The organism is Pseudomonas sp. ArH3a (genome assembly GCF_022648765.1).
Classification (GTDB): Bacteria; Pseudomonadota; Gammaproteobacteria; order Pseudomonadales; family Pseudomonadaceae; genus Aquipseudomonas.
This window is the reverse complement of sequence record NZ_CP080330.1, coordinates 1,992,579-2,015,623: the sequence shown is the minus strand read 5'-3', so window position 1 is coordinate 2,015,623 and position 23,045 is coordinate 1,992,579. Positions and strand designations below refer to the sequence as shown.

Annotated in this window: 24 protein-coding genes and 1 tRNA gene; 10 read left to right on the top strand and 15 right to left on the bottom strand. The window is 59.9% G+C overall.

The features are described 5' to 3' along the window. Positions 1-143 precede the first annotated feature (143 nt). Positions 144-1,370 carry an MFS transporter gene (locus tag K0P33_RS09080; RefSeq protein ID WP_242154910.1) on the top strand — a complete coding sequence of 409 codons (1,227 nt, stop codon included), beginning with the start codon at positions 144-146 and terminating at the stop codon, positions 1,368-1,370. Between the two features lie 58 nt (positions 1,371-1,428). Here the strand turns inward: K0P33_RS09080 and K0P33_RS09075 are convergent. The 5 genes from K0P33_RS09075 to dapA form a co-directional block, all read right to left on the bottom strand. Continuing rightward, positions 1,429-1,518, bottom strand: a tRNA-Ser gene (locus K0P33_RS09075). Positions 1,519-1,601: 83 nt separating this feature from the next. Further along, on the bottom strand, positions 1,602-2,315 hold the full coding sequence (purC, locus tag K0P33_RS09070) for a phosphoribosylaminoimidazolesuccinocarboxamide synthase (RefSeq protein WP_094952673.1): 714 nt from the start codon (positions 2,313-2,315) through the stop codon (positions 1,602-1,604). Positions 2,316-2,342: 27 nt separating this feature from the next. Beyond that, entirely contained in the window at positions 2,343-3,101 is a 759-nt protein-coding gene (locus K0P33_RS09065) for an MBL fold metallo-hydrolase (RefSeq protein ID WP_094952672.1), read from the bottom strand. Positions 3,102-3,105: 4 nt separating this feature from the next. After that, positions 3,106-4,221, bottom strand: a complete 1,116-nt coding sequence (gene bamC / locus K0P33_RS09060; RefSeq protein ID WP_242154907.1) for an outer membrane protein assembly factor BamC — start codon at positions 4,219-4,221, stop codon at positions 3,106-3,108. 17 nt (positions 4,222-4,238) lie between these two features. Then, positions 4,239-5,117: a 4-hydroxy-tetrahydrodipicolinate synthase gene (gene dapA, locus K0P33_RS09055; protein ID WP_094952670.1), complete on the bottom strand. Its 879-nt coding sequence runs from the start codon at positions 5,115-5,117 to the stop codon at positions 4,239-4,241. 273 nt (positions 5,118-5,390) lie between these two features. Between dapA and K0P33_RS09050 the strand changes: the two genes are divergently transcribed. Both K0P33_RS09050 and K0P33_RS09045 read left to right on the top strand, forming a co-directional pair. Continuing rightward, complete coding sequence (locus tag K0P33_RS09050; RefSeq protein WP_003172487.1) at positions 5,391-5,951, top strand: glycine cleavage system protein R; 561 nt, start codon at positions 5,391-5,393, stop codon at positions 5,949-5,951. A 10-nt stretch (positions 5,952-5,961) separates the two neighbouring features. Then, positions 5,962-6,435 carry a peroxiredoxin gene (locus tag K0P33_RS09045; protein ID WP_242154906.1) on the top strand — a complete coding sequence of 158 codons (474 nt, stop codon included), beginning with the start codon at positions 5,962-5,964 and terminating at the stop codon, positions 6,433-6,435. Positions 6,436-6,471: 36 nt separating this feature from the next. On the opposite strand, the gene K0P33_RS09040 is transcribed toward K0P33_RS09045, so the two are convergent. Next, positions 6,472-7,542 (bottom strand): AI-2E family transporter, encoded by a 1,071-nt coding sequence (locus K0P33_RS09040; RefSeq protein ID WP_094952668.1) that lies wholly within the window; start codon positions 7,540-7,542, stop codon positions 6,472-6,474. A gap of 31 nt (positions 7,543-7,573) precedes the next feature. Then, the gene (locus K0P33_RS09035) at positions 7,574-7,813 is read right to left on the bottom strand and encodes a sulfurtransferase TusA family protein (RefSeq protein WP_010212198.1); all 240 of its coding nucleotides are present in this window, start codon (positions 7,811-7,813) and stop codon (positions 7,574-7,576) included. A 95-nt stretch (positions 7,814-7,908) separates the two neighbouring features. Here K0P33_RS09035 and K0P33_RS09030 point away from each other — a divergent pair, with 95 nt between their 5' ends. Next, positions 7,909-9,342: a M48 family metalloprotease gene (locus K0P33_RS09030; RefSeq protein WP_242154903.1), complete on the top strand. Its 1,434-nt coding sequence runs from the start codon at positions 7,909-7,911 to the stop codon at positions 9,340-9,342. A 56-nt stretch (positions 9,343-9,398) separates the two neighbouring features. Here K0P33_RS09030 and K0P33_RS09025 read toward each other — a convergent pair whose 3' ends face one another. From K0P33_RS09025 to rpoE, 4 genes are all read right to left on the bottom strand, one after another. Then, positions 9,399-10,835, bottom strand: a complete 1,437-nt coding sequence (locus K0P33_RS09025; protein ID WP_094952666.1) for a DegQ family serine endoprotease — start codon at positions 10,833-10,835, stop codon at positions 9,399-9,401. A 234-nt stretch (positions 10,836-11,069) separates the two neighbouring features. Further along, positions 11,070-12,029, bottom strand: a complete 960-nt coding sequence (locus K0P33_RS09020) for a MucB/RseB C-terminal domain-containing protein (RefSeq protein ID WP_242156020.1) — start codon at positions 12,027-12,029, stop codon at positions 11,070-11,072. A 16-nt stretch (positions 12,030-12,045) separates the two neighbouring features. Beyond that, a complete protein-coding gene (locus K0P33_RS09015) occupies positions 12,046-12,633 on the bottom strand; it encodes an RseA family anti-sigma factor (RefSeq protein WP_034096393.1) in 588 nt (195 codons plus the stop codon). A 32-nt stretch (positions 12,634-12,665) separates the two neighbouring features. Further along, complete coding sequence (rpoE, locus tag K0P33_RS09010; RefSeq protein ID WP_003172477.1) at positions 12,666-13,247, bottom strand: RNA polymerase sigma factor RpoE; 582 nt, start codon at positions 13,245-13,247, stop codon at positions 12,666-12,668. 462 nt (positions 13,248-13,709) lie between these two features. Between rpoE and nadB the strand changes: the two genes are divergently transcribed. Further along, entirely contained in the window at positions 13,710-15,326 is a 1,617-nt protein-coding gene (nadB, locus tag K0P33_RS09005; RefSeq protein ID WP_242154901.1) for an L-aspartate oxidase, read from the top strand. Here nadB and K0P33_RS09000 read toward each other — a convergent pair. Continuing rightward, positions 15,295-15,741 (bottom strand): protein YgfX, encoded by a 447-nt coding sequence (locus K0P33_RS09000; protein ID WP_094950995.1) that lies wholly within the window; start codon positions 15,739-15,741, stop codon positions 15,295-15,297. The two genes, nadB and K0P33_RS09000, sit on opposite strands and share 32 nt — an antisense overlap. Beyond that, positions 15,725-15,979, bottom strand: a complete 255-nt coding sequence (locus K0P33_RS08995; RefSeq protein WP_094950996.1) for a succinate dehydrogenase assembly factor 2 — start codon at positions 15,977-15,979, stop codon at positions 15,725-15,727. The genes K0P33_RS09000 and K0P33_RS08995 overlap by 17 nt, the downstream gene beginning before the upstream one ends. 140 nt (positions 15,980-16,119) lie before the next feature. Here K0P33_RS08995 and K0P33_RS08990 point away from each other — a divergent pair, with 140 nt between their 5' ends. Together K0P33_RS08990 and K0P33_RS08985 are read left to right on the top strand one after the other, a co-directional pair. Further along, on the top strand, positions 16,120-17,061 hold the full coding sequence (locus tag K0P33_RS08990) for a folate-binding protein (protein ID WP_242154899.1): 942 nt from the start codon (positions 16,120-16,122) through the stop codon (positions 17,059-17,061). 36 nt (positions 17,062-17,097) lie between these two features. Further along, the gene (locus tag K0P33_RS08985) at positions 17,098-17,919 is read left to right on the top strand and encodes an HDOD domain-containing protein (RefSeq protein WP_242154897.1); all 822 of its coding nucleotides are present in this window, start codon (positions 17,098-17,100) and stop codon (positions 17,917-17,919) included. Here K0P33_RS08985 and K0P33_RS08980 read toward each other — a convergent pair whose 3' ends face one another. Both K0P33_RS08980 and K0P33_RS08975 read right to left on the bottom strand, forming a co-directional pair. Continuing rightward, on the bottom strand, positions 17,920-19,305 hold the full coding sequence (locus tag K0P33_RS08980; protein ID WP_094950999.1) for a sensor histidine kinase: 1,386 nt from the start codon (positions 19,303-19,305) through the stop codon (positions 17,920-17,922). Next, positions 19,298-19,969 carry a response regulator gene (locus K0P33_RS08975; protein WP_083359659.1) on the bottom strand — a complete coding sequence of 224 codons (672 nt, stop codon included), beginning with the start codon at positions 19,967-19,969 and terminating at the stop codon, positions 19,298-19,300. The genes K0P33_RS08980 and K0P33_RS08975 overlap by 8 nt, the downstream gene beginning before the upstream one ends. A 235-nt stretch (positions 19,970-20,204) precedes the next feature. Here K0P33_RS08975 and K0P33_RS08970 point away from each other — a divergent pair, with 235 nt between their 5' ends. Genes K0P33_RS08970 through K0P33_RS08960 form a run of 3 tightly spaced genes read left to right on the top strand, consistent with a single transcriptional unit; the run spans position 20,205 to position 23,044 of the window. Continuing rightward, complete coding sequence (locus K0P33_RS08970) at positions 20,205-21,494, top strand: OprD family porin (protein ID WP_242154895.1); 1,290 nt, start codon at positions 20,205-20,207, stop codon at positions 21,492-21,494. A gap of 41 nt (positions 21,495-21,535) precedes the next feature. Beyond that, positions 21,536-22,525 carry a tripartite tricarboxylate transporter substrate binding protein gene (locus K0P33_RS08965; RefSeq protein WP_242156018.1) on the top strand — a complete coding sequence of 330 codons (990 nt, stop codon included), beginning with the start codon at positions 21,536-21,538 and terminating at the stop codon, positions 22,523-22,525. Positions 22,526-22,585: 60 nt separating this feature from the next. Next, complete coding sequence (locus K0P33_RS08960) at positions 22,586-23,044, top strand: tripartite tricarboxylate transporter TctB family protein (protein WP_094951001.1); 459 nt, start codon at positions 22,586-22,588, stop codon at positions 23,042-23,044. The last annotated feature ends 1 nt before the right edge of the window (position 23,045 follow it).

Here is a 23,045-nt window from a genome sequence, read left to right as displayed (position 1 = left end):
TGTAGGGCGTCGAATCGATTGCACTGATGGTTATTATCGAAACGGTCGCCTGTGTCATTGCCAGAACAGGTTCTTATAATCGCCTCCAATTTCCCTTTCCCTCGCCTGGCTTCAGGCGACCGTCACCTCTGGAACCCAACATCATGCCAAGCGCCAGCACGGTCCCTAGCGGCCCTCCCGAACATAATCAACAGAGCGTCAAACAGCAGTGGCTGGCGATTCTCTCGGTCGCCGTGGGCGCCTTCGCCTTGGTCACCAGTGAGTTTCTGCCGGTGGGCGTACTCAACGATGTCGCCAGCGACCTCGGTATCAGCGCCGGCCACGCCGGCCTGATGGTGACCGTGCCCGGCATCATGGCCGCCCTCGCCGCCCCGTTGCTGTCTGTGAGCATTGGCGCCATGGACCGTCGCTACCTGCTGATCGGCCTGACGCTGACCATGATCATCGCCAACTCGGTGGTGGCCTACGCCAGCGACTTCAGCCTGCTGCTGTTCGGCCGCGTATTGCTGGGCATCAGCATCGGCGGCTTCTGGGCGACCGCCATCGCCCTCAGCGGCCGCCTGGCGCCCAAGGGCGTGGGCGTAGCGAAGGCCACGTCGATCATCATGATGGGCGTGACCCTGGCCACCGTCCTCGGCGTGCCCGTGGGCACCTGGCTCAGCGGCCTGATGGGCTGGCGCATGACCTTCCTCGTCACCGCGCTGGTGGGCGTGCCAGTGTTGCTGGCGCAGGTCTTCCTGCTGCCGCGACTCAAACCGGAAAAGGCCATTCACATCAGTGACTTGCCGGCTTTATTTATCAACCCAAGCGCCCGGGTCGGCTTGATCGCGGTATTGCTGATCGGCCTGGCGCACTTTGCCGCATACACCTACGTCGCGCCTTTCTTCAAAAACAGCTCCGGCTTCGACGGCCCCACCATTGGCTCGCTGCTGCTGCTCTTCGGCGTGGCAGGCGTAGCGGGTAACATTTTTGCCGGTTTCGCCGCCAACCGCAGCGTACGTTACACCTTGCTACTGGTCGCGCTGATGATCGGCACCAGCACCGCCCTGTTCCCCTACTTCGCCACCGGCATGACCGGCGCCGCAATGCTGATCGGCCTCTGGGGCTTCGCCTTCGGCGCCTTCCCGGCCTGCGCGAGTATCTGGATGTTTGTGGTAGCGCCCAAGGATGTCGAACGTGGCATGCCGCTGTTTGTCGCGTTGTTCCAGGTGATTATTGCGTTGGGCTCGTTCTTTGGCGGGCAGATTGTCGATCAGATGGGTAGCACGGTATTGTTGAGTTTGGCGACGGCATTGGTGGGATGTGGGTTTATGACGGTGCTGGTGTTGGGAAGGAATGTGAGTAATAGCTTGGTGGCGCAGCCTGGCTAAGCAGACCAAAGCAAAAAAGCCCCGTAGCTTATTCAGCTACGGGGCTTTTTCTATGTAATGGCGGAGAGATAGGGATTCGAACCCTAGGTACCGGTGAAGGTACAACGGATTTCGAATCCGTCCCATTCGGCCACTCTGGCATCTCTCCAACGGCGCGCATCATAACAGTGTGTTTCGCGGAAGCAAACCCCAAAAGCGATTTTTTTCCGTGCTATCAGATGCTTGCGTCGATTAAAGCGGTACGCCGAGACGATTGGCGACTTCTTCGTAGGCTTCGATGACGTCACCGAGGCCCTGGCGGAAGCGGTCTTTGTCCATCTTCTTCTTGGTGTCTTTGTCCCACAGGCGGCAGCCGTCCGGGCTGAATTCGTCGCCCAGGACGATGGAGCCGTCGTGGAATACGCCAAATTCCAGTTTGAAGTCGACCAGCAGCAGGCCGGCGTCGTCGAACAGCTTGGTCAGCACGTCGTTGACCTTAAGGGACAACTCCTTCATGCGCGCCAGTTGCTCAGTGGTGCCCCAGCCGAACGCCACGACGTGGGATTCGTTGATGAACGGGTCGCCCTTGGCGTCGTCCTTCAGGAACAGTTCGAAGGTGTAGGGGTTGAGCTTGAGGCCTTCTTCCACGCCCAAGCGCTTGACCAGGCTGCCGGCGGCGTAGTTACGCACGACGCATTCGACCGGGATCATGTCCAGCTTCTTCACCAGGCACTCGTTGTCGCCCAGCAGTTTGTCGAATTGGGTCGGGATGCCGGCCGCTTCGAGTTTCTGCATGATGAAGGCGTTGAACTTGTTGTTCACCATGCCTTTGCGATCAAGTTGTTCGATGCGCTTGCCGTCGAACGCCGAGGTGTCGTTGCGAAACAGCAGGATCAGGCGGTTGGCGTCGTCGGTCTTGTACACCGACTTGGCTTTGCCGCGGTAGAGTTCTTCACGTTTTTCCATGATGGGCTCCGCTTTGAGTGAGGTGGGCTAGGCGATGTGTCGCCAGTCGAGCCCTGAATCTTGATCGGCCAGTTGCAGCCAGTCCGGGTCGCACCCGAGGGTGTCGACAAAACATTGCCGGGCAAGCGTCGGCAGGTTGTTCTTGCTGCTCAAGTGGGCCAGGACCAAGTGTTGCAGGTCTTGCCAGCCCAACTCATACACCAGGTACGCCGCCTGGTGGTTGTTCAAATGTCCCAGCTCGCCGCCCACCCGTTGCTTGAGAAAGTACGGGTAATGACCACGAGCCAGCAGATCTCGGCAGTGGTTGGACTCGATCATCAATGCATCGAGGTTGCGGTAACCGTCCAGCACCTTGGAGCAGTAGGAACCCAGGTCGGTGAGCACGCCGAAACGCCGCTCACCGTCACTGAATACGTACTGCGTCGGCTCCTGGGCGTCGTGCGCTACGGCAATCACATCGATGCTCAACGCACCAATCTGCAGCTGCTCGCCACCGGCCAGGAAACCTGCGGGTTCTATGGGTTTGCGCATCCCGCGCAGAGTGCCACGACTCAGGTACACCGGAAGATTGTAGCGCCGAGACAGCAAACCCACGCCATGCACGTGGTCGGCATGTTCGTGGGTCACTAAAATCGCGCTCAGCTGCGTGGGGTGAACCCCCAGGCGCAGCAGGCGCCGCTCGGTTTCTTTTAACGAGAAACCACAATCCACCAGCACGTACGTATCGTCGTGGGCGACCAGCGTGCCGTTCCCTTGGCTACCGCTGCCGAGAACGGCAAAACGCATCGGATCAGCCCAAGTTGTCCTGAATCACGCCCAACACTTTGCGCGCCGTTTCTGCTGGCGCAACGGTGTTGATGTTTTTCTCGACGGTGACTTGTACGCTTTCGCCAACCTTGCTCAAACGAACTTGGTAACGCTCGGCACGGGTTTCGATCTCTTCCTTGGTCGGCTTGCTGCCGAACAGTTTGCCGAAGAAACCTGGCTCGTCGTCTTTCTTCTCGGCCTTTTCAGCCACGTTGATGTAGTAAAGGCCCAGGCTGCGGTTGATGTCTTCAACGCGCCAAGGGCCCTGCTCCAACGCGCGACCAACACTGGCCCAGGCACGGTCGAGGTCTTCACCCAGGTTCAGCACCACGTTGCCGCTGCCGTCTTCGGTGAGGCTGACGCGGTTAGGCGTGTCGTAATCACGTGCGGCGAGCAGGGAAACCGAACCGCCCTTCTCGGAGATACGGCTCATGCTGGCCAGCATCTCGTCGACCAGCGCGGCATCAACGCCCATGTTGACCGAACGCGGAGTGAAGTCGACGTTGGCGGTGCTGCCGGCAGGACGCTCGGCGCTGACCACGTAGACTTCACTGGTATTGCGCTGCACGCCAGGCTCGATGCGCACACGCACACGGGCTTCGCTGTCAGCCGCTACGCCACTGGCCTGCAGGCGCTGGGCCATGTTGGCGGACAGTTCGCTGCTGCGCTGCCAGGCAGTGGTGAACTCACCGGTCTGCGGGCGTTGCTGGTCCAGGCGGAAACCGTTGTCCTGGAAGAACTGCACTGCCACAGGCCAGACTTCGGCGGGTGGACGTTGAGCGATGATCCAGCGGTTGTCGCCGCTCTTTTGCAGGCTGTAGTCGCTGGCGTCCGCCACGGCCGAGATCGGCTGTGGACGTGGCACCACGAACTCACCTTTAGTGGTGTCGTCGGCCACGTTACGCGGAATAGGCAGCAACGGGTCAAGGCGCTTGGCGACATTGACGTCCGGCGGCAGCTGCATCGGTTTGGTTGCTTGTGCTTCCAGGTAATCGCTGCCGCGGTCACGGAAGTAGCCTTCCGGGCCCCAAATCCAACCGCAGCCACTGGTGCTGGAGATAATCAAGGCAAGTGCGGAAAGTCCGGCCAATCGCTTCATGCGTAGTGCTTCCTCAATTAAACCAGGACGCCGGACTGGCGCAGGGCCTGTCGCAGCGGTTCGTGACAGGCTTCGCTGAGCCGGGTGAGCGGCAGACGGATACCGTCCGGCATCAAGCCCATCTCAAACAGTGCCCATTTCACGGGAATAGGGTTGGATTCAATAAACAGTGTCTTGTTGAGCGGCATCAGCTTCTCGTGGATCGCGCGGGCGGTCACGGCGTCACCGGCGATAGCGGCGGCGCACAGTTCGCTCATGGCGCGCGGTGCAACGTTGGCGGTCACCGAGATGTTGCCTTTGCCACCCAGCAGGATCAGCTCGACAGCCGTGGCGTCGTCACCGGAATACAGCAGGAAGTCGCTGCTCACGCCGGCCAGGATGTCCTTGGCGCGTTGCAGGTCGCCGGTGGCTTCCTTGATACCGATGATGTTCGGCACCGTGGACAGGCGAATCACGGTCTCAGCCTTCATGTCGCAGGCAGTGCGGCCGGGAACGTTGTAGAGGATCTGCGGGATATCAACGGCTTCGGCAATGGTGCGAAAGTGCTGGTACAGGCCTTCCTGGGTCGGCTTGTTGTAGTACGGGGTCACCAGCAGGCAGGCATCGGCGCCGGCCTTCTTGGCGTTTTTGGTCAGCTCGATCGCTTCACGCGTCGAGTTGGCGCCCGTACCGGCGATCACGGCGATACGGCCCGCGACGCGCTTGACCACGAATTCGATCACCTGGATGTGTTCTTCCACATCCAGTGTGGCCGATTCACCCGTGGTGCCGACCGCCACAATGGCGTTGGTGCCCTCTTGCAGGTGGAAGTCCACCAGTTTGCCCAGGCTATCCCAGTCGAGATGACCTTGTGCATCCATGGGTGTGACCAGTGCCACCATACTGCCCGCAATCATGCAACCGCTCCTGCCGGAAAAAGAGAGCCGTAATGGTACTGGCGCCAAGATGCTTGTACAAGCGAAGTACCGCCTGAGGATGCGTTCTGGGGCAACTAAACGACGGGCAATGCCATCATTGAGCCAAAGCATGGCTTGAAGCACGCTGAAATCAGACTGATCACGCAATGAAAACGCCACCTCCTATCCCTTGGCGACGGTTTTCGCTACCCTTCATCCTTTGATCGATACAGCCCTCACCGTATCGACCGCTCATCGTTTTAGGAAGGCTGCATGTCCACCCCCACAGTTCGCGAACAATTCCTTGTTATCAGTGCCCTTGGCGCCAACCCCATGGAGCTGACTAACGTCCTGTGCCGCGCCAGCCATGAAAACCGCTGCGCCGTCGTAACCTCCCGCCTCACACGCCATGGCGAATGCAGTGCGCTGGTGCTGCAGATTTCCGGTACCTGGGACGCCCTGGCGCGCCTGGAGACCGGCCTGCCGGGCCTGGCCAAGAAGCACGATTTCACCGTCAATGTGGTCCGCAGTGCCGCACTCGAGAACCGTCCACAGGCCCTGCCTTATGTGGCGTATGTCAGCTCGGCCTACCGCTCGGACATCGTCAACGAGCTGTGCCAGTTCTTTATCGACCACAACGTCGAGCTGGAAAACCTGACCTGCGACACCTATCAAGCGCCACAAACCGGCGGCACCATGCTCAACGCCACGTTCACCGTGACCTTGCCGGCCGGCGTGCAGATCAGCTGGCTGCGTGACCAATTCCTGGATTTCGCCGATGCCCTGAACCTCGACGCGTTGATCGAGCCATGGCGCCCACAGAACCCAATGTAAGGAAGTACTCATGCCGGTAGCCATCGACAAACCCGTGGCCGACTTCGAAGCTCAGGCCACCAGCGGCCAGACGTTCAGCCTCGCCGCCCTCAAGGGCAAGCAAGTGGTGATCTACTTCTACCCTAAGGACAGCACCCCGGGCTGCACGACCGAAGGCCAGGGTTTTCGCGACCAATATGCTGATTTCAAGGCCGCCAACACCGAGGTGTTTGGCGTGTCGCGCGACAGCGTGAAGTCCCACGAAAACTTCAAGGGCAAGCAGGAATTCCCCTTCGAGCTGATCAGCGACAAGGACGAAGCAGTTTGCCAGCTGTTTGATGTGATCAAGTTGAAGAAGCTGTACGGCAAGGAATACCTGGGCGTGGATCGCAGCACCTTCCTGATCGACAAGGATGGCGTGCTGCGTCAGGAATGGCGCGGCGTGAAAGTACCAGGGCATGTGGATGCCGTTTTGGCGGCGGCGCAGGCGTTGAACAAGGCTTGAATCTTTGGGGCGAACACTGGGTGTTCGCCCCAATCGTTACAACAAAGGCGCAACCACCGGTTCTTGCCGCGGCCATGCATCCAGTACGGCCTTGAACAACGTCGCCAACGGGATCGCAAAGAACACGCCCCAAAACCCCCACAACCCACCAAACAACAACACTGCACAGATGATCGCTACCGGGTGCAGGTTGACGGCCTCCGAGAACAGCAGCGGCACCAGCACGTTACCGTCCAGGGTCTGGATAATGCCGTACACCGCCATCAGGTAGATGAACTGGTCACTCCAGCCCCATTGAAACAATGCGATCAGCATCACCGGCACCGTCACCACCACCGCGCCGACATACGGCACCACCACCGACACCCCCACCAGCAACGCCAGCAGTGCCGCGTAGTTCAGCCCCAGCGCCACAAACGCGATGTAGGTAACGCCCCCGCAGATAACAATCTCGATGACCTTGCCGCGGATGTAATTAGCGATCTGCCGGTTCATTTCCTCAGCCACGCGAGTGATCAACGCGCGCTCACGCGGTAGATACCCGCTGACCCAGCGACCAATCATTGCGCGGTCCTTGAGGAAGAAGAACACCAGGATCGGCACCAGCACCAGGTAGATCATGATGTTGACCAGCAGCGGCAAGCTGGAGAGGGAAAAGGTCAGCGCCCATTGCCCGAATTTTCCGATCTCGCCGCGCGCCACTTCGATGGCCTGCAGCACCTGCTCATCCGACACCAAGTGCGGGTAGCGTTCCGGCAACAGCAGCAACAGCGATTGCCACTTGGCGAGCATGCCCGGCAGCTCGTTGAACAGGGTGATCAACTGATGCCACAGTAACGGCAGCAGCACCACGATGAACACCACCAACAGCCCCATGAACAAGGCAAACACCAGCCCCACCGCCACCCCGCCCGGCAAGCGCAAACGCTCCAGGGTGGTGACTAGGCCTTGCATCAGGTACGCCAACACCATCCCTGCCAGCACCGGTGCCAACATGCCACCTAAGGTGAGCACGGCGGTAAAGGCCAGGAACAGCAGGACCGCCAGCACCACGGCCTCTTCATCGGAGAAGTAGCGCTGAATCCAGTCTCGTAACACTTTGAACATCAATCAACCTCGGGTGATGGGGGCAAACGGTTCAGGCCTTGCGCAACCAATAGCGGTACACGCCGGCGGCGTCTTCTTCGTGCAACAAGGTGTGGCCGGCCAACTTGGCAAACGTACGGAAATCACGCTGGGAGCCTGCGTCCGTGGCGATCACCTTGAGTACTGCACCGCTGGCCAATCGATTGAGTTCCAGCTTGGCCTTGAGCAACGGCAACGGGCAATTGAGGCCGCTGGCATCGAGTTCGGCATCAAAGGCTACAGCGTCGGTCATGGTTTTACTCCGGGCAAGCGTTTAGGGTGCTTAGAATATCTGGTCCGAAGCTCAGTGTCCGGCTACAGTAACCTCTTTGTCGAAAGGCTCTGTGCATGACTTTTTTGCGCCCCACCCTGCTGACGCTGGCTTGCCTGCTGGCCTCTCCAGGCTTCGCGGACGACCTGCCGTCACTTGGCGACGCCAGTTCTGCCATTGTCTCGCCACAACAGGAATATCAGTTGGGCCGCGCATGGCTGGCCTATCTGCGCGGCCAGGTCTCGCAACTCAATGACCCGCAGCTCAAGGATTACGTCGAAACCAGCGTTTACAAGCTGGTGGAGACCAGCCAGGTCAATGACCGGCGCCTGGAGTTCATCCTGATCAACAGCCCGCAACTCAACGCCTTTGCCGCCCCTGGCGGGATTGTCGGGGTCAACGGCGGCCTGTTCCTCAATGCCCAGACCGAAGGCGAATATGCCTCGGTACTCGCCCACGAATTGGCTCACTTGTCCCAGCGCCACTTTGCCCGCGGTGTGGAAGCGCAGTCACGCATGCAGATCCCGATGATGGCCGCTTTGCTCGGCGGCATTATCGCTGCGGCAGCGGGTGCAGGTGATGCCGGTATTGCCGCGATTGCCGGCAGCCAAGCAGCGGCCATTCAGGAGCAACGCCGGTTCTCGCGCCAGAACGAACAGGAGGCTGACCGTATCGGCATCCTCAATCTGGAAAAAGCCGGTTACGACCCCCGCTCCATGCCGACCATGTTCGAGCGGCTGATGCGCCAATACCGTTTTGACGCCAAACCGCCGGAATTCCTGCTGACTCACCCAGTCACCGAATCACGGATCGCCGACACCCGTAACCGCGCCGAGCAAGCCAAAACCGGCGGCAAGGAAGACAGCCTGCGTTATCAACTGATTCGCGCGCGGGTACAGTTGCAATACGAAGATACGCCGGGCCTGGCTGCCAAGCGCTTCCAGGCACAACTGGATGAGAACCCGAAAAACGATGTGGCGCGCTACGGCCTGGCCATCGCCCAGATCAAGGGCACCCAGCTCAAGGAAGCACGGGAAACCCTGGCGCCGCTGCTGGCCAAGGCACCCAACGACATCATTTACAACCTGGCGCAGATCGAGCTGGACATCACCAACAACCGCTTGCCAGATGCGCAGCAACGCACTGACCGGATGCTGACCCAATACCCCGGCAACTATCCGCTGAATCAGGTACGCGTGGACTTGCTGCTCAAGCAGAACCGTACCACCGATGCGGAGAAGGCCTTGGATGCGTTGCTCAAGTCCCGTCCTGATGATCCGGACGTCTGGTACCAGGTCGCCGAGACACGCGGACTGTCCGGCAACATCATCGGCTTGCATCAAGCCCGCGCCGAGTACTTTGCATTGGTAGGCGACTTCCAGCAGGCCATTCAGCAACTGGACTTCGCCAAGCGCCGCGCCGGCAACAACTTCCCGCTGTCCTCGCGTATCGACGCACGCCAGCGTGAGCTGATCGAACAGGAACGCTTGGTAAAAGGGATGATGAGCTAAACCCGCCGCCCACAAAAAAGCCCCGCTTTCGCGGGGCTTTTTATTGTTCTAGCGGATTACTCGGCCAGCTTGAAGGTGATGAAGCTTGCACGCCCTTGACGCAACACGCGCATCGATACCGAACGGTTCTTCGGCAGCGCCTTGGCGATGTCGGTGAACTGCTTGGTGGTGTCGATGGCCTGATTGTTCAGGTGGGTGATGACATCACCTGGCTGCAGGCCAATCAAGGAGGCAGGGCCGTCCTGCACTTCCTTGATCACTACGCCACTTTTAAGGTCAAAGGCTTTCTTTTGCTCATCCGTCAGCTCGGCTACGGCGATGCCCAGGCGATTGCTGCTGCGCTCGGCGCCCGGCTTGGTGTTGCCCAGGGCATCCAGGGTGGCGCCCTCTTCCGGAATTGCGCCTACGGTCAGCTCAACGGTCTGGCGCTTGCCTTCACGAATCACTTCCAGCTTGGCTTTGCTACCGGCCTTGAGTGCACCTACCAAATGCGGCAGGTCAGCCGACATGATGATCGGCTGGCCATTCATGCTCAGGATCACGTCGCCTACTTGCAGGCCACCTTTGGCAGCCGGGCCGTCACCCTGGATCTGCGCGACAAGGGCACCGGCCGGCTTATCAAGACCGAAGGACTCAGCCAGATCTTTGTTCACTTCCTGGATCACTACGCCCAACCAGCCACGGCTGACTTTGCCACCGCTTTTGAGCTGGTTGGAAACATCCATGGCCACGTCGATCGGGATGGCGAAGGACACGCCCATGAAGCCACCGGAACGGGTATAGATCTGCGAGTTGATCCCGACCACTTCGCCCGCCAGGTTGAACAGCGGACCACCGGAGTTACCCGGGTTGATCGGCACGTCAGTCTGGATGAACGGCACGTAGTTTTCATTTGGCAGGCTACGGCCGATGGCGCTGACAATGCCCTGGGTGACGGTATGGTCGAAGCCGAACGGTGAACCGATCGCCACTACCCATTGCCCGGCTTTCAGGTCCTGGGATTTACCCAGTTTCAGCACCGGTAGATCTTTGCCTTCGATTTTCAACAAGGCCACGTCGGAACGCGGATCGGTGCCAACCAGCTTGGCTTTAAGCTCACTGCGATCAGCCAGACGAACGAGGATCTCGTCAGCGTCGGCAATCACGTGGTTGTTAGTCAGGATGTAGCCGTCCGGAGAAATGATGAAGCCCGAGCCCAAGGACTGCGCTTCACGCTGACCTCCACCGCCCCGAGGGGAGCGCGGTTGCGGCATGCCGCGCTCGAAGAACTCGCGCAGCATGGGCGGCAAGCCCTCAAGGTCCGGCATCTGCTGGTTCGAGACCTTGCGATCCGGCAGTTTTTGCGTGGTACTGATGTTCACCACGGCAGGCGAGGCCTGCTCCACCAGTTGGGTGAAGTCAGGCAGCTCGGCCGCTTGCGCGGGCAGGGCCTGACCCAGCACCAGCACCGTGGCGACTATGGATAGGTAAGACTTCAAACGTGGTATCGACATACAGCTCCCGTTACGACGAGCAGGGTTGAGCGACAGGGTTCAAGAAACGCCGAAAACTGCGACCGACATCTTTGTTCCGCGAACAAAACAAGGCCAGGGCCGGCAGGCCCTGACCTATAAAAAATATGGGGATTTTTTGCAAGTGAAAATACTGATCCAGAGATTTCATACTCTCAGCACCCAACCAAGCTTAGGCGCAGATTGAAAGACCAGGATGAACATAGGATTAACAATTCACGGCTTGGTGGCTGTCTTTTCGCCACGTACCGACAGCGCAATGCGCTCGGCGGTGCCGATGGGGATTTCGCCGACGACCGTCACCACTACTTCGCCATCGACTGTGTTCAGGCGACGGGATACAGCAACGGTTGGGCCTAGCTGGGTGCGCGTTTCACTTACGCTCGCGCCGTCGGTTGACTCGAGAAACACAGAAAAACGTGCAAGCCCGTCGTCATACATCAGGCTGTCGACGGTAGATTGGGTCTGGGTATCTCTACGCGCAATGCTGCTGGTGAGCTGGAAGCCAGGAGGCAACCAATCCAGGTGCCACGCATGGGTGGCGGGCACTTCAGGCGCTTTGTTCTTGGAGGTGGCTAAAGGCGCGCACTCGCTAGTGGGCTGCAAGTCACGATCGGAGGGGGACGGCGAAGTGTTCAGTCGCGTGAACTGGAAACGCTCCAACAGCTGGCCCTGATCATTGAGCAACAAGGATTTGAGCGGCAGCGCGGTTTCACGATCCAGGTGCAACTCAAAGCCATACCTGTACTGGTCACGCGGCGTGATCGCCACAATCACCGCATTACGACCGGCCACGCGCGATTTGCCAATGACGGCCAGTTCATAGAATTGAGTGAGTTTTTGCGGGTCAAGTGCGCGCGACGGCGCATCAGGGGAATTACCAAGGCCTGCGATCAACGTGCCACTGACACATTGCGTGCGGCCATCTACGCGCACGACTTCCTGGGCCGACCCATCGAGCTGCAAAAGCCGCTCTCGGACCTGACCATCCTGGACACGATGCCAGATGTCATGGGTAGAAAAACTGCCATTACGTTCGTAGACAAACGTACCTTGAAAGCTTTGCTGCTGCTCTGCACGCCCAAGTCGAGTAAGCCAGTCTTGGGCTTCATCGGCATGGGCGGGGAGTGCAAACCAGCCACTGAGCAAAAGCGTAAGGAGCGGTATGGCGCGCATAGAGCCCCTTAGCGGTTTAGCGGTTTTCCAGACTTGCTGCACGAGCGTATGGCAGAGCGCTTTCAGTCCCTTTCAAGGCCGATTCCTGTGCGTGTTGGCGCAGGTAACCTGGAAGACGCTGATCCTGCCAGCCGGATTGCCCTTGAAGTACACCGTTAGCCATAGGGCCGGTGGCATCGGAGCTTTCCTTGTAGCCGGCCAGTACGGCTGGACCTTTAACTTGCGGACCGGCCATGACCGGTTGCTGAGTCTGTTGGGCCAGCTCGGCACCCGCGATTTCGTCCTGGTTGTACAGGCGAACACCGGCCAGCACAGCAACGGTTACCGAAGCAGCGACTGCCAGACGACCCAGGCTACGCCATGGACCACGAGCAGCTTTTGCCGGAACGGCTTCATCAGCCAGCGCAGCAGAAACGGCCGCAGCAATATCCAGACGAGGGATTAAAAGATCCTTGTGCATCACCGCCCGAGCGACTTGGTAACGAGACCAGGTATCACGGGTTTCGGCATCATCAAATGCGTTAAGCACTCGACGAAGTTCCAGTTCATCCGCTTCGTTATCCATCACTGCGGACAGCGATTCCTGCAGGGCATCACGACTCATGGCGGTTCCTCTCTTGGCTGTCGCCGCTGTCTTTAGTTTTCCTGCAACAACGGTTGCAAGGCTTTATCGATGGCTTCCCGGGCCCGGAAAATCCGTGACCTTACAGTCCCCACCGGACACTGCATGACGCTCGCAATGTCTTCGTAACTCAGACCATCGAATTCACGTAAAGTTAACGCCGTACGTAAATCTTCTGGAAGTTGCTGAATTGTGCGATGAACGGTGCCTTCGATCTCGTCGCGCAGCAAAGCACGCTCCGGCGACTCGAGATCTTTGAGGCCGTGATCACCATCATAAAATTCTGCATCTTCTGAACTTACATCGCTATCCGGTGGGCGGCGGCCGCGAGACACCAGATAGTTCTTCGCCGTGTTGATGGCGATGCGATATAGCCACGTGTAAAACGCACTATCACCGCGAAAGTTACCAAGTGCACGGTACGCCTTGATAAAGGCTTCCTGTGCAACGTCCTGCGCTTCATGGGTGTCGTGCACAAACCGCACGATCAACCCGAGAATTTTGTGCTGGTATTTCAGCACTAGCAGATCAAATGCTCGCTTGTCGCCGCGTTGAACGCGCTCGACCAGCTGCTGATCCTCTTCCTGGGTTAGCATGAACACTCCTCGTTGTACTTGAAGGAGGCTTGCATAACTAAACGATCAGGCTTGCAAACATAGACTCGGACTTTTCGCAAAAGTTCTCCCCCTCAAAGCAAGTTTCCGGCGCGCACTGATTTGGCACACACGAAAAACGCAGCACGGGCAACGCCGGCTGCGCGAATAATCTTGTCGCCGGTTTTCTGACGCGTCCAATGCTCCCGACGGGCCAATAAACTCAACGTTTTCCCAGCTTTCGGGCAACCTGCTATTGAGTCGGGGCTTATGCAAAAAGTTCCCGCTTCAATAACCCGACGATTTTACCTCGCCGTGCGCCGTAATCTCACATTGCCACGAATGCCCGGCTATTGTGCCGCTCCCCCCCTCTATATACTAGTGGCCCGTGTGACCCTTTGATTCGCCGATCCAGGCGTCCTGTTTGCGCCACCCCTTTGGATCGCTTTTTGCGGAATCCTTCAAATGAGCCAACAGTTTCAACACGATGTCCTGGTGATCGGTAGTGGCGCGGCCGGCTTGAGCCTCGCACTGACTCTCCCCAACCACCTGCGCATTGCAGTGCTGAGCAAAGGTGACCTCGCCAACGGCTCGACATTCTGGGCACAAGGCGGCGTCGCAGCGGTACTCGATGACACCGACACGGTGCAATCCCACGTCGAAGACACCCTCAACGCCGGCGGCGGCCTGTGCAATGAAGACGCCGTGCGCTTCACCGTTGAGCATAGCCGCGAAGCCATCCAATGGCTGATCGACCAAGGTGTGCCGTTCACCCGCGACGAACACGCGGGCAGTGACGACGGTGGATTCGAATTCCACCTGACCCGTGAAGGCGGCCACAGCCATCGCCGCATCATCCACGCCGCCGACGCCACCGGCGCCGCGATCTTCAAGACTCTGCTCGACCAGGCCCGCCAACGCCCCAACATCGAGTTGCTCGAACAACGGGTAGCCGTCGACCTGATCACCGAAAAACGCCTGGGCCTGGACGGCGAACGCTGCCTCGGCGCCTACGTGCTCAACCGCGCCAGCGGCGAAGTCGACACCTACGGCGCGCGCTTCACCATTCTCGCTTCGGGCGGCGCAGCCAAGGTCTACCTCTACACCAGCAACCCCGACGGTGCCTGTGGTGATGGCATCGCGATGGCCTGGCGTTCGGGCTGCCGGGTGGCCAACCTGGAATTCAACCAGTTCCACCCCACGTGCCTGTATCACCCGCAGGCCAAGAGTTTCCTGATCACCGAAGCCCTGCGTGGTGAAGGCGCACACCTGAAACTGCCGAATGGCGAGCGCTTCATGCAACGCTTCGACCCACGCGCCGAACTGGCGCCACGGGATATCGTCGCCCGCGCCATCGACCACGAAATGAAGCGCCTGGGCATTGATTGCGTCTACTTGGACATCAGCCACAAACCCGAAGCCTTCATCAAGACCCACTTCCCCACCGTCTACGAGCGCTGCCTGGCGTTCAACATCGACATCACCAAAGGCCCGATCCCGGTGGTGCCGGCCGCGCACTACACCTGCGGTGGCGTGATGGTCGACCAACACGGCCGCACCGACGTGCCCGGCCTGTACGCGATCGGCGAAACCAGCTTCACCGGCCTGCACGGCGCTAACCGCATGGCCAGCAACTCGCTGCTCGAGTGCTTCGTCTACGCCCGTTCAGCCGCCGCCGACATCCTCGAGCAACTGCCACGCATCCCGGTACCCGCCGCCCTGCCCCGCTGGGACGCCAGCCAAGTTACCGATTCGGACGAAGACGTGATCATCGCCCACAACTGGGACGAGCTGCGCCGCTTCATGTGGGACTACGTGGGAATTGTGCGCACCAACAAGCGCCTGCAACGCGCTCAACACCGCGTGCGGTTGCTGCTGGACGAGATCGACGAGTTCTACAGCAACTACAAAGTCAGCCGCGACTTGATCGAATTGCGCAATTTGGCCCAAGTGGCGGAACTGATGATTCGCTCAGCCATGGAGCGCAAAGAAAGCCGAGGCCTGCATTACACCCTCGACTACCCGCAGATGCTGCCCGAGGCCCGCGACACTATCCTGGTGCCAACCACCTACGGCGGCTGAACTTCAAACGCACCCGCAGGCGCCGATGCACATCGCCAGCCTGCGAATCCCTCGGCACGCAAATCGACCGCACCCACCACGCGCCCGGCACCCGGTAGCGCAGGACCACGATCAACGGTAATGCCAGGCTGTCTGGACGCAGCTGCACACTGTGCCAACCGCGCTCATTGCTGAATAACTGCCAGCCGTCTTCGTCGCGGCGCAGGCCGCGAATCGACGAACGGTGGGTCAACAGAATATGCCGAGGTAACACCCAGGCGGCATGAGCCAGGCACAACAGCAGGCCAAGGCTTGCAAAAGGCAACGCGATAACGAGCAAGGCACCCAGTGCGAACAGCTGGGCAAGCAGATACGCCGCCAGCAGCAGCCGAGAGGCCTGCCAGCGGCATTCGAAGCGATTACTTAGGCTGGACACGGTCCAGAATCTTGCGAACCATGCGCTGCAGCTCCGGATCCTCAGATTCGGCGCGTTCCATGAACCAGCCGAACATGTCCTGGTCTTCGCAAGTCAGCAGCCGCTCGTAGAGTTTGCGATCCACCTCATTGAGCGTCTTGTACACCTCTCGGGTGAAAGGCACCAACAACACATCCAACTCGAGCATGCCACGACGGCTGTGCCAGTAGAGGCGATTGATTTCTACTTCTTCGACCATGGAGCGCTCCTCAAATAGTGCGCAAGTATACAGCCCCGACGGCAGCGGACCAGTCGGCGTTGGTCGCCCCCTACGGAAACTATCCATTTGCCGGGCGCCCCTCTATGATGCACCCATGACTTTTTGACCTGCGATGACCCATGGCCGACTCTGCTTTTTTCTGCCCCCTGTCCCACGAAGGCGTTCTCGCCGTCCGCGGCGCCGACGCTGCCAAGTTCCTGCAGGGGCAACTGACCTGCAACCTCAATTACCTGAGTGACACCCAGGCCAGCCTCGGCGCGCGCTGCACGCAAAAAGGGCGCATGCAGTCGAGTTTTCGCATCCTGCTGCAAGGTGATGGCGTGCTCCTGGCCATGGCCACCGAACTGCTCGAGCCGCAACTGGCTGACCTGAAAAAATACGCGGTGTTCTCCAAGTCCAAACTCACCGACGAAAGCACCGCCTGGGCGCGTTTCGGCCTGGCGAATGCAGATCAAACCCTGGCCGCCCTCGGCCTTGAACTGCCTGCCGAGACCGACAGCGTAGCGCGCACCGAAGCGTTGATCGCCCTCCGCGTCTCCCCCGGGCGTGCCGAACTCTGGGTGCCCGCCGAACAAGCCGAAGCATTGCGCAACCAATTGGCTGCACAGCTGCAACAAGCTGACTTGAATGACTGGCTGCTCGGCCAGATCCGCGCCGGCATCGGCCAGGTCATGCCCCAGACCCGCGAACTGTTCATCCCACAGATGCTCAACCTGCAGGCCGTCGGCGGCGTCAGCTTCAAGAAAGGCTGCTACACCGGCCAGGAAATCGTCGCGCGCATGCAGTACCTGGGCAAGCTCAAGCGTCGCCTGTATCGCCTGCGCCTCGACGGCGCGGAATTGCCCGAGCCAGGCACCCCGCTGTTCGCGCCCAGCCACAACAGCGCCATCGGTGAAGTGGTGATAGCAGCAAAAGCTGACCAATCCGTTGAACTTCTGGCCGTGTTGCAAGCCGAAGCTGCTGACAGTGGCGATGTGCACTTAGGCACCCTGGAAGGCCCCGGCTTGCAACTGCTCGATCTGCCTTACCAACTGGATCGCGATCAAGAGATCCAGCGTTAATCGCCATACCTTTTTGCAACACCCTAGAGAGCATGAATGAACAAGCTGGCGGAAAAAGTCCAACAGGCTTTAGTGACGGCCATCGACAACGATGACCTGGTTCTGCCGACATTACCGGAAGTGGCCCTGAAGATACGTCAGGCCGCCGAAGACCCGGAGATCAGCATCGGCCACCTGAGTAAAGTGATCAGTCGCGATACCGCCCTGTCGGCGCGCCTGATCAAAGTGGTCAACAGCCCGCTGCTGCGCGCGACCCAGGAAGTCACCGACCTGCACACCGCCATCACCCGGCTGGGCACCAATTACAGTAGTAACTTGGCCATCGGCCTGGTGATGGAACAAATCTTCCACGCGCGCTCCGAAGTCGTCGAACTGAAAATGCGCGAAGTGTGGCGCCGCAGCCTGGAAGTGGCGGGCGTGAGTTATGCCTTGTGCCGCAGCCACAGCCATCTCAAGCCGGACCAAGCGGCCCTCGGCGGGTTGGTGCATCAGATAGGCGTGCTACCGATCCTCACTTATGCCGAAGACCATTACGAACTGCTCTCCGACCCGGTCAGCCTCAACCATGTGATCGAGAGCATTCATCCATTGCTGGGCGACAAGCTGCTGGGTGGCTGGGATTTCCCGGAGATGCTGGCGAAGCTGCCGGGGCAATACCTGGACCTGGAGCGGGACTCCGCGAGCCTGGACTACATCGACCTGGTGCAAGTTGCCGTGCTGTACTGCCACCGAGACACCGATCATCCGCTGGCGAACGTGGCGGTTTCAAACCTGCCGGCAATCAAGAAACTGCGTATCGACCCTTACAGCGATGCCCTGCGCGCCGAGTTGGATGAAGCGCGCTCGATGTTCTACTGATCAACCCGCGATAAAACTCACGCGCACCTTCAGCCCCGCCGACTCACCATCATGCAGACTGATCTGCGCCAAGTGCGCGCGGCAGATCTCACCGACAATCGCCAACCCCAACCCCGAGCCCATGCCCTGCTGGCTGCGGCGATAGAAACGCTCAAATACCCGGTCCCGCTCATCCAGCGGGATGCCCGGGCCATCATCTTCCACTTCCAGGATCGCGGGCGCCGTAACCCGCAGGATCACATTGCCACCCGGTGGCGTGTGGGCCAGCGCGTTATCGACCAGGTTACTCAACAACTCATTCAATAAAGTCGGCTCGCCGCGCAGCCACACCGGCTCGTCTGCCTCCAACGCCAGGGCGACACCGCGAGCGTGGGCCAGCGGCGCCATGGCCATGCCCAACTCGCGCGCCAACTGGCTGAGGTCGAGCAATTGCGCACCGCCTTCGGCAATCGCCCGCGCGCCGTTTTCAATGCGCGCCAACGACAGTAACTGGTTGGCCAGGTGGGTCAGGCGGTCGGTGCCTTGGGCGGCGGTTTCCAGGGTGCTACGCCACGTCTGCGGGGCGTCGCTGCGCAGGCCCAGCTCCAAGCGAGCCTTGAGCGCGGCCAGCGGGGTGCGCAGTTCGTGGGCGGCGTCGGCGATAAACTGCGCCTGACGTTCGAACTGGCCGCGCAGGCGCTCGGTGAAGTGATTGAGGGAGCGCACCAGCGGGCCGAACTCATCCTGCACCTCCACCAGCGGCAACGGCCGCAAGTCGTCGGGCTGGCGCTCTTCCACCGCCGTGCGCAGGCGCTCGAGCGGGCGCAACGCCGCGCTCACGGCAAACCACACCAGCATCAACGCGCCGACCGCCAACATCCCAAGGCGCAGCAAGGTGTCGGCCATCAGGCTGCGGGCCATGCTCTCGCGCGCTTCATCGGTTTCCGCGACGCGAATCTCTGCCATGCCATTCATGTTCGGTTCGGAGACAGCCTTGAGCAGGCTGACCACACGGACAGGCTGGCCTTGAAACGTGGCGTTATAAAACCGCGCCAACGCGGGGTAATCGTCAGTACGCGGCGTGCCGGGAGGCGGACCGGGTAGGTTTTCGTAGCCGGAGATCAGCTTCTGATCAATATCGTTGACCTGATAATAGATACGGCCTGCGCTGTCGTAGGCAAAAGTGTCCAGTGCCACATACGGCACATTCGCACTCAGGGTGCCATCCACTTGGGTCAACCCGGCAGCGATAGTGCGCGCCGAGGCCAGCAAGGTGCGGTCATAGGCAGTGTCGGCGGCTTCGCGACCATTCCAGTAAGCACTCATGCCGCTGGCAAGCATCAACACCACCAGCAACAGCGCCAGGTTCCACAGCAGGCGCCAGCGCAAGCTGCTGGGCTTATGCATCGCGGGCTTCCAGCAGGTAGCCGAGGCCGCGGAAGGTCACGATAGCGATGGGCTGGCCGTCGAGTTTCTTGCGTAAACGGTGCACATAGATTTCGATGGCGTCGGGGCTGGCCTCTTCATCCAGGCCAAATACCTGGGAGGCCAATTGCTCCTTGCTCATCACGCGGCCTGGACGGGCAATCAGCGCTTCAAGCACCGCTTGCTCGCGGGAGGTCAAGGTCAACAGTTCGCCGCCCACCGTGAAACGCCGGGTATCCAAGTCATACACCAGCACGCCGCACGCCTGCTGGCGCTCGCCACCCAATACACTGCGGCGCAACAGCGCCTTGACCCGCGCCTCCAACTCGGTCAGTTCAAACGGCTTGGCCAGGTAGTCATCGGCGCCCAGGTTCAGGCCATGCACGCGGTCCTTCACATCACTGCGCGCCGTCAGCATTAACACAGGCAGATTTTTCCCACGCGCCCGCAGACGCGCCAATACCTCGAAACCGTCCATGCGCGGCAGCCCCACATCGAGGATGACCACCGCGTATTCCTCACTGTTCAAGGCCAGGTCCGCGGCCACCCCATCGTGCAGCACGTCGACGGTCAAACCCGTGCTCTTGAGCGCCTGGGCGACACTTTCGGCGAGTTGCAAATGGTCTTCAACCAGGAGAACACGCATGGATTTTCACCTCATTCGGGCATGGTCGACGCCACGCTTTGGCGGGCAGTTTACAGGCGCCACCTGCCCTGTGAAGCCCGAAAACACTGAAATGCAACTGAAAGGTTAGTGAAAGGTTCGCCCTTTAGCATCCAGATACGGTGGGTAATTCCCGCCGAGCTACCTGATCCGTAGCGCCAGAAAAACGCCTAGACGCGTTTTCGCCAAAATAAGAACAATAACGGAGTACACAACGATGCTGTCGACACAGCCCCAGGCTTGCCCGCCTGTTCGTTTTTCTCGCCTTACCCAGACCGCCCTTGCCAGTGCCACTGCCCTTGCCGGCTTTTCGCCGCTGAGCCAGGCTGCCTTCTTCGAAGACAGTAGCGCGACCCTGGAAACCCGCAACATGTACTTCAACCGCGACTTTCGCGACGGCACCAGCGCGCAGCAGTCCAAGCGCGACGAATGGGCCCAGGGCTTTATGCTCAACCTGCAATCGGGCTACACCGACGGCACCGTCGGCTTTGGCGTGGATGCATTGGGCATGCTCGGGGTCAAGCTCGACTCCAGCCCCGACCGCACCGGCAGCGGCCTGTTGCCCACCGACAACGGTCGGGCCGTGGATGAATACTCCAAACTCGGCCTGACCGGCAAAGTGAAAATCTCCGCCACCGAGCTGAAGATCGGTGCGCTGATCCCCGAATTGCCGATCCTCAAGCCCAACGACGGCCGCATCCTGCCGCAAACCTTCAACGGCGGGCTGCTGACGTCCAAAGAATTCAAGAACCTCGTGTTCACCGGTGGCCGCCTGGATAAAGCCAAGGACCGCGACTCTACCGACTACGAAGACATCGCCCTCAACAACAAGAACAGCCGTTTCATCAGCGGCGCTACCGGCAAGCACTTCAACTTCGGTGGCGTGGACTACAAGTTCGCCGACAAGATCACCGGCAGCTACCACTTCGCCCAGCTCGACGATGTCTACCGCCAGCACTTCCTGGGCCTGGTGGCCTCGCGCCCAATGGGCCCCGGCACCTTCGGCGCCGACCTGCGCCTGGCCATCAGTGATGACACCGGTGCAGCCCACGGCGGCCCTATCGACAACAAATCCCTCAACGGCCTGTTCAGCTATGCCCTCAATGGCCATAAGCTCAGCGCCGGCTACCAGCACATGTCCGGCGACAGCGCCTTTCCCTATGTGGATGGCGCTGACCCGTACCTGGTCAACTTCGTACAGATCAACGACTTCGCCGGCGCCGAAGAACGCTCCTGGCAGGCACGCTACGACTACGACTTCGCCAAACTGGGGATTCCCGGCCTGAGTTTTATGAGCCGTTACCTGTCGGGTGACAACATCAAGCTCAGGAACGGCGAGACCGGCAAGGAGTGGGAACGCAACAGCGAGATCCGCTATGTCGTGCAAAGTGGCACGTTCAAAGACGTAGCCCTGCGCCTGCGCAATGCCACGTACCGCTCCAACTATTCGGCACGTGACGCGGATGAAGTGCGTGTGCTGGTCAGTTACAGCCTCGCGCTCTGGTAATAAGTGCCGGGCAGTCACACCTAATAACAACAAAGACGGAGATAAAAATGACCTATTCACTGCGTAAATTGGCCCTCGCCGCCGGCTGCATGCTGTTCGCTGGCCAACTGATGGCCGCCGACGAACCCAAGCGCCCGGAATGCATCGCCCCGGCCTCGCCCGGCGGTGGTTTTGACCTGACCTGCAAACTGGCGCAAAGCGCGCTGGTCAACGAAAAGTTGCTGAGCAAACCGATGCGCGTGACCTACATGCCGGGCGGCGTGGGTGCGGTGGCGTATAACGCAGTGGTGGCGCAGCGCCCGGCAGACGCCGGCACCTTGGTGGCGTGGTCCAGTGGTTCGCTGTTGAACCTGGCCCAAGGCAAGTTCGGGCGCTTCGATGAAAGTGCCGTGCGTTGGTTGGCAGCCGTGGGCACCAGCTACGGTGCCATCGCCGTAAAAAGCGATTCGCCTTACAAAAACCTCGACGACCTAGTACAGGCGCTGAAGAAAGATCCGAGCAAAGTGGTCATCGGCTCCGGCGGCACCGTGGGCAGCCAGGACTGGATGCAAACCGCTCTGGTCGCCAAGGCTGCCGGCATCAATCCGCGCGACCTGCGCTATGTGGCACTGGAAGGCGGTGGTGAAATTGTCACCGCATTGATGGGCAACCATATCCAAGTGGGCAGTACCGACATCTCCGACTCCATGCCCCATATCCAGAGCGGCGACATGCGCTTACTCGCGGTGTTCTCCGAGGAGCGCCTGGACGAGCCGGAAATGAAGGATATTCCGACGGCGAAGGAGCAAGGCTACAACATCGTCTGGCCAGTGGTACGAGGCTTCTACCTCGGGCCAAAAGTCAGCGATGAAGACTACGCCTGGTGGAAAGCCGCCTTTGACAAGCTGCTGGCTTCCGAAGACTTCGCCAAGCTGCGCAACCAGCGCGAGCTGTTCCCGTTCGCCATGACCGGACCTGCGCTGGACACCTACGTGAAGAAACAGGTGGCTGACTACAAAGTGCTGGCCAAAGAATTCGGCCTGATCCAGTAATCGCCCCTTGTTCGCGCGGCCACGCCTCTGTGCATCAGGGGTGTGGCCCAGGAGTTTCCCATGCTCTTACAACGCATTTTTGCAGCCACGCTGCTGCTTGCCTGCGCCGGCCTGGCCTTGATGGCCTGGCCGTATCAGGCGGCATTTTCCTACGAGCCGGTCGGACCCCGTGCCTACCCGCTGTTGATGCTCGGCCTGATGAGCCTGGCACTGATCTATATGTTGTTTCGCCCTCAGCCCACCCAATACAAGGACGACGAACCACCGCTGGACCGAGCGACCCTGATCAAAATCGGCCTATGCGTGGCACTGCTACTGATATTTGCCGGCACCTTCGAGCCGCTGGGTTTCATTCTCAGCAGCATGCTGATCGGTATACCAATGGCTCGGCTATATGGCGGTCGCTGGTTGCCCAGCGTGGTGATTATCACGTTGATGAGCGTCGGTCTTTATCTGCTGTTTGATAAAGCCATGGACGTACCTCTGCCCCTCGGCCTGCTCGACGTTCTGGAGAACTGAT

What these genes read in the sequence shown, in the direction of transcription:
- K0P33_RS09080 (WP_242154910.1), top strand. Translation starts at nt 144, where the DNA reads ATGCCAAGCGCCAGCACGGTCCCTAGCGGCCCTCCCGAACATAATCAA.
- K0P33_RS09030 (WP_242154903.1), top strand. Translation starts at nt 7,909, where the DNA reads ATGACTTTTTTGCGCCCCACCCTGCTGACGCTGGCTTGCCTGCTGGCC.
- K0P33_RS09035 (WP_010212198.1), bottom strand. Translation starts at nt 7,813, where the DNA reads ATGACCGACGCTGTAGCCTTTGATGCCGAACTCGATGCCAGCGGCCTC.
- K0P33_RS09020 (WP_242156020.1), bottom strand. Translation starts at nt 12,029, where the DNA reads ATGCGCGCCATACCGCTCCTTACGCTTTTGCTCAGTGGCTGGTTTGCA.
- K0P33_RS09040 (WP_094952668.1), bottom strand. Translation starts at nt 7,542, where the DNA reads ATGTTCAAAGTGTTACGAGACTGGATTCAGCGCTACTTCTCCGATGAA.
- K0P33_RS08970 (WP_242154895.1), top strand. Translation starts at nt 20,205, where the DNA reads ATGCTGTCGACACAGCCCCAGGCTTGCCCGCCTGTTCGTTTTTCTCGC.
- K0P33_RS08960 (WP_094951001.1), top strand. Translation starts at nt 22,586, where the DNA reads ATGCTCTTACAACGCATTTTTGCAGCCACGCTGCTGCTTGCCTGCGCC.
- K0P33_RS09045 (WP_242154906.1), top strand. Translation starts at nt 5,962, where the DNA reads ATGCCGGTAGCCATCGACAAACCCGTGGCCGACTTCGAAGCTCAGGCC.
- K0P33_RS09025 (WP_094952666.1), bottom strand. Translation starts at nt 10,835, where the DNA reads ATGTCGATACCACGTTTGAAGTCTTACCTATCCATAGTCGCCACGGTG.
- K0P33_RS08980 (WP_094950999.1), bottom strand. Translation starts at nt 19,305, where the DNA reads ATGCATAAGCCCAGCAGCTTGCGCTGGCGCCTGCTGTGGAACCTGGCG.
- K0P33_RS08990 (WP_242154899.1), top strand. Translation starts at nt 16,120, where the DNA reads ATGGCCGACTCTGCTTTTTTCTGCCCCCTGTCCCACGAAGGCGTTCTC.
- K0P33_RS08995 (WP_094950996.1), bottom strand. Translation starts at nt 15,979, where the DNA reads ATGGTCGAAGAAGTAGAAATCAATCGCCTCTACTGGCACAGCCGTCGT.
- nadB (WP_242154901.1), top strand. Translation starts at nt 13,710, where the DNA reads ATGAGCCAACAGTTTCAACACGATGTCCTGGTGATCGGTAGTGGCGCG.
- K0P33_RS08975 (WP_083359659.1), bottom strand. Translation starts at nt 19,969, where the DNA reads ATGCGTGTTCTCCTGGTTGAAGACCATTTGCAACTCGCCGAAAGTGTC.
- purC (WP_094952673.1), bottom strand. Translation starts at nt 2,315, where the DNA reads ATGGAAAAACGTGAAGAACTCTACCGCGGCAAAGCCAAGTCGGTGTAC.
- bamC (WP_242154907.1), bottom strand. Translation starts at nt 4,221, where the DNA reads ATGAAGCGATTGGCCGGACTTTCCGCACTTGCCTTGATTATCTCCAGC.
- dapA (WP_094952670.1), bottom strand. Translation starts at nt 5,117, where the DNA reads ATGATTGCGGGCAGTATGGTGGCACTGGTCACACCCATGGATGCACAA.
- K0P33_RS09050 (WP_003172487.1), top strand. Translation starts at nt 5,391, where the DNA reads ATGTCCACCCCCACAGTTCGCGAACAATTCCTTGTTATCAGTGCCCTT.
- rpoE (WP_003172477.1), bottom strand. Translation starts at nt 13,247, where the DNA reads ATGCTAACCCAGGAAGAGGATCAGCAGCTGGTCGAGCGCGTTCAACGC.
- K0P33_RS09015 (WP_034096393.1), bottom strand. Translation starts at nt 12,633, where the DNA reads ATGAGTCGTGATGCCCTGCAGGAATCGCTGTCCGCAGTGATGGATAAC.
- K0P33_RS09065 (WP_094952672.1), bottom strand. Translation starts at nt 3,101, where the DNA reads ATGCGTTTTGCCGTTCTCGGCAGCGGTAGCCAAGGGAACGGCACGCTG.
- K0P33_RS08985 (WP_242154897.1), top strand. Translation starts at nt 17,098, where the DNA reads ATGAACAAGCTGGCGGAAAAAGTCCAACAGGCTTTAGTGACGGCCATC.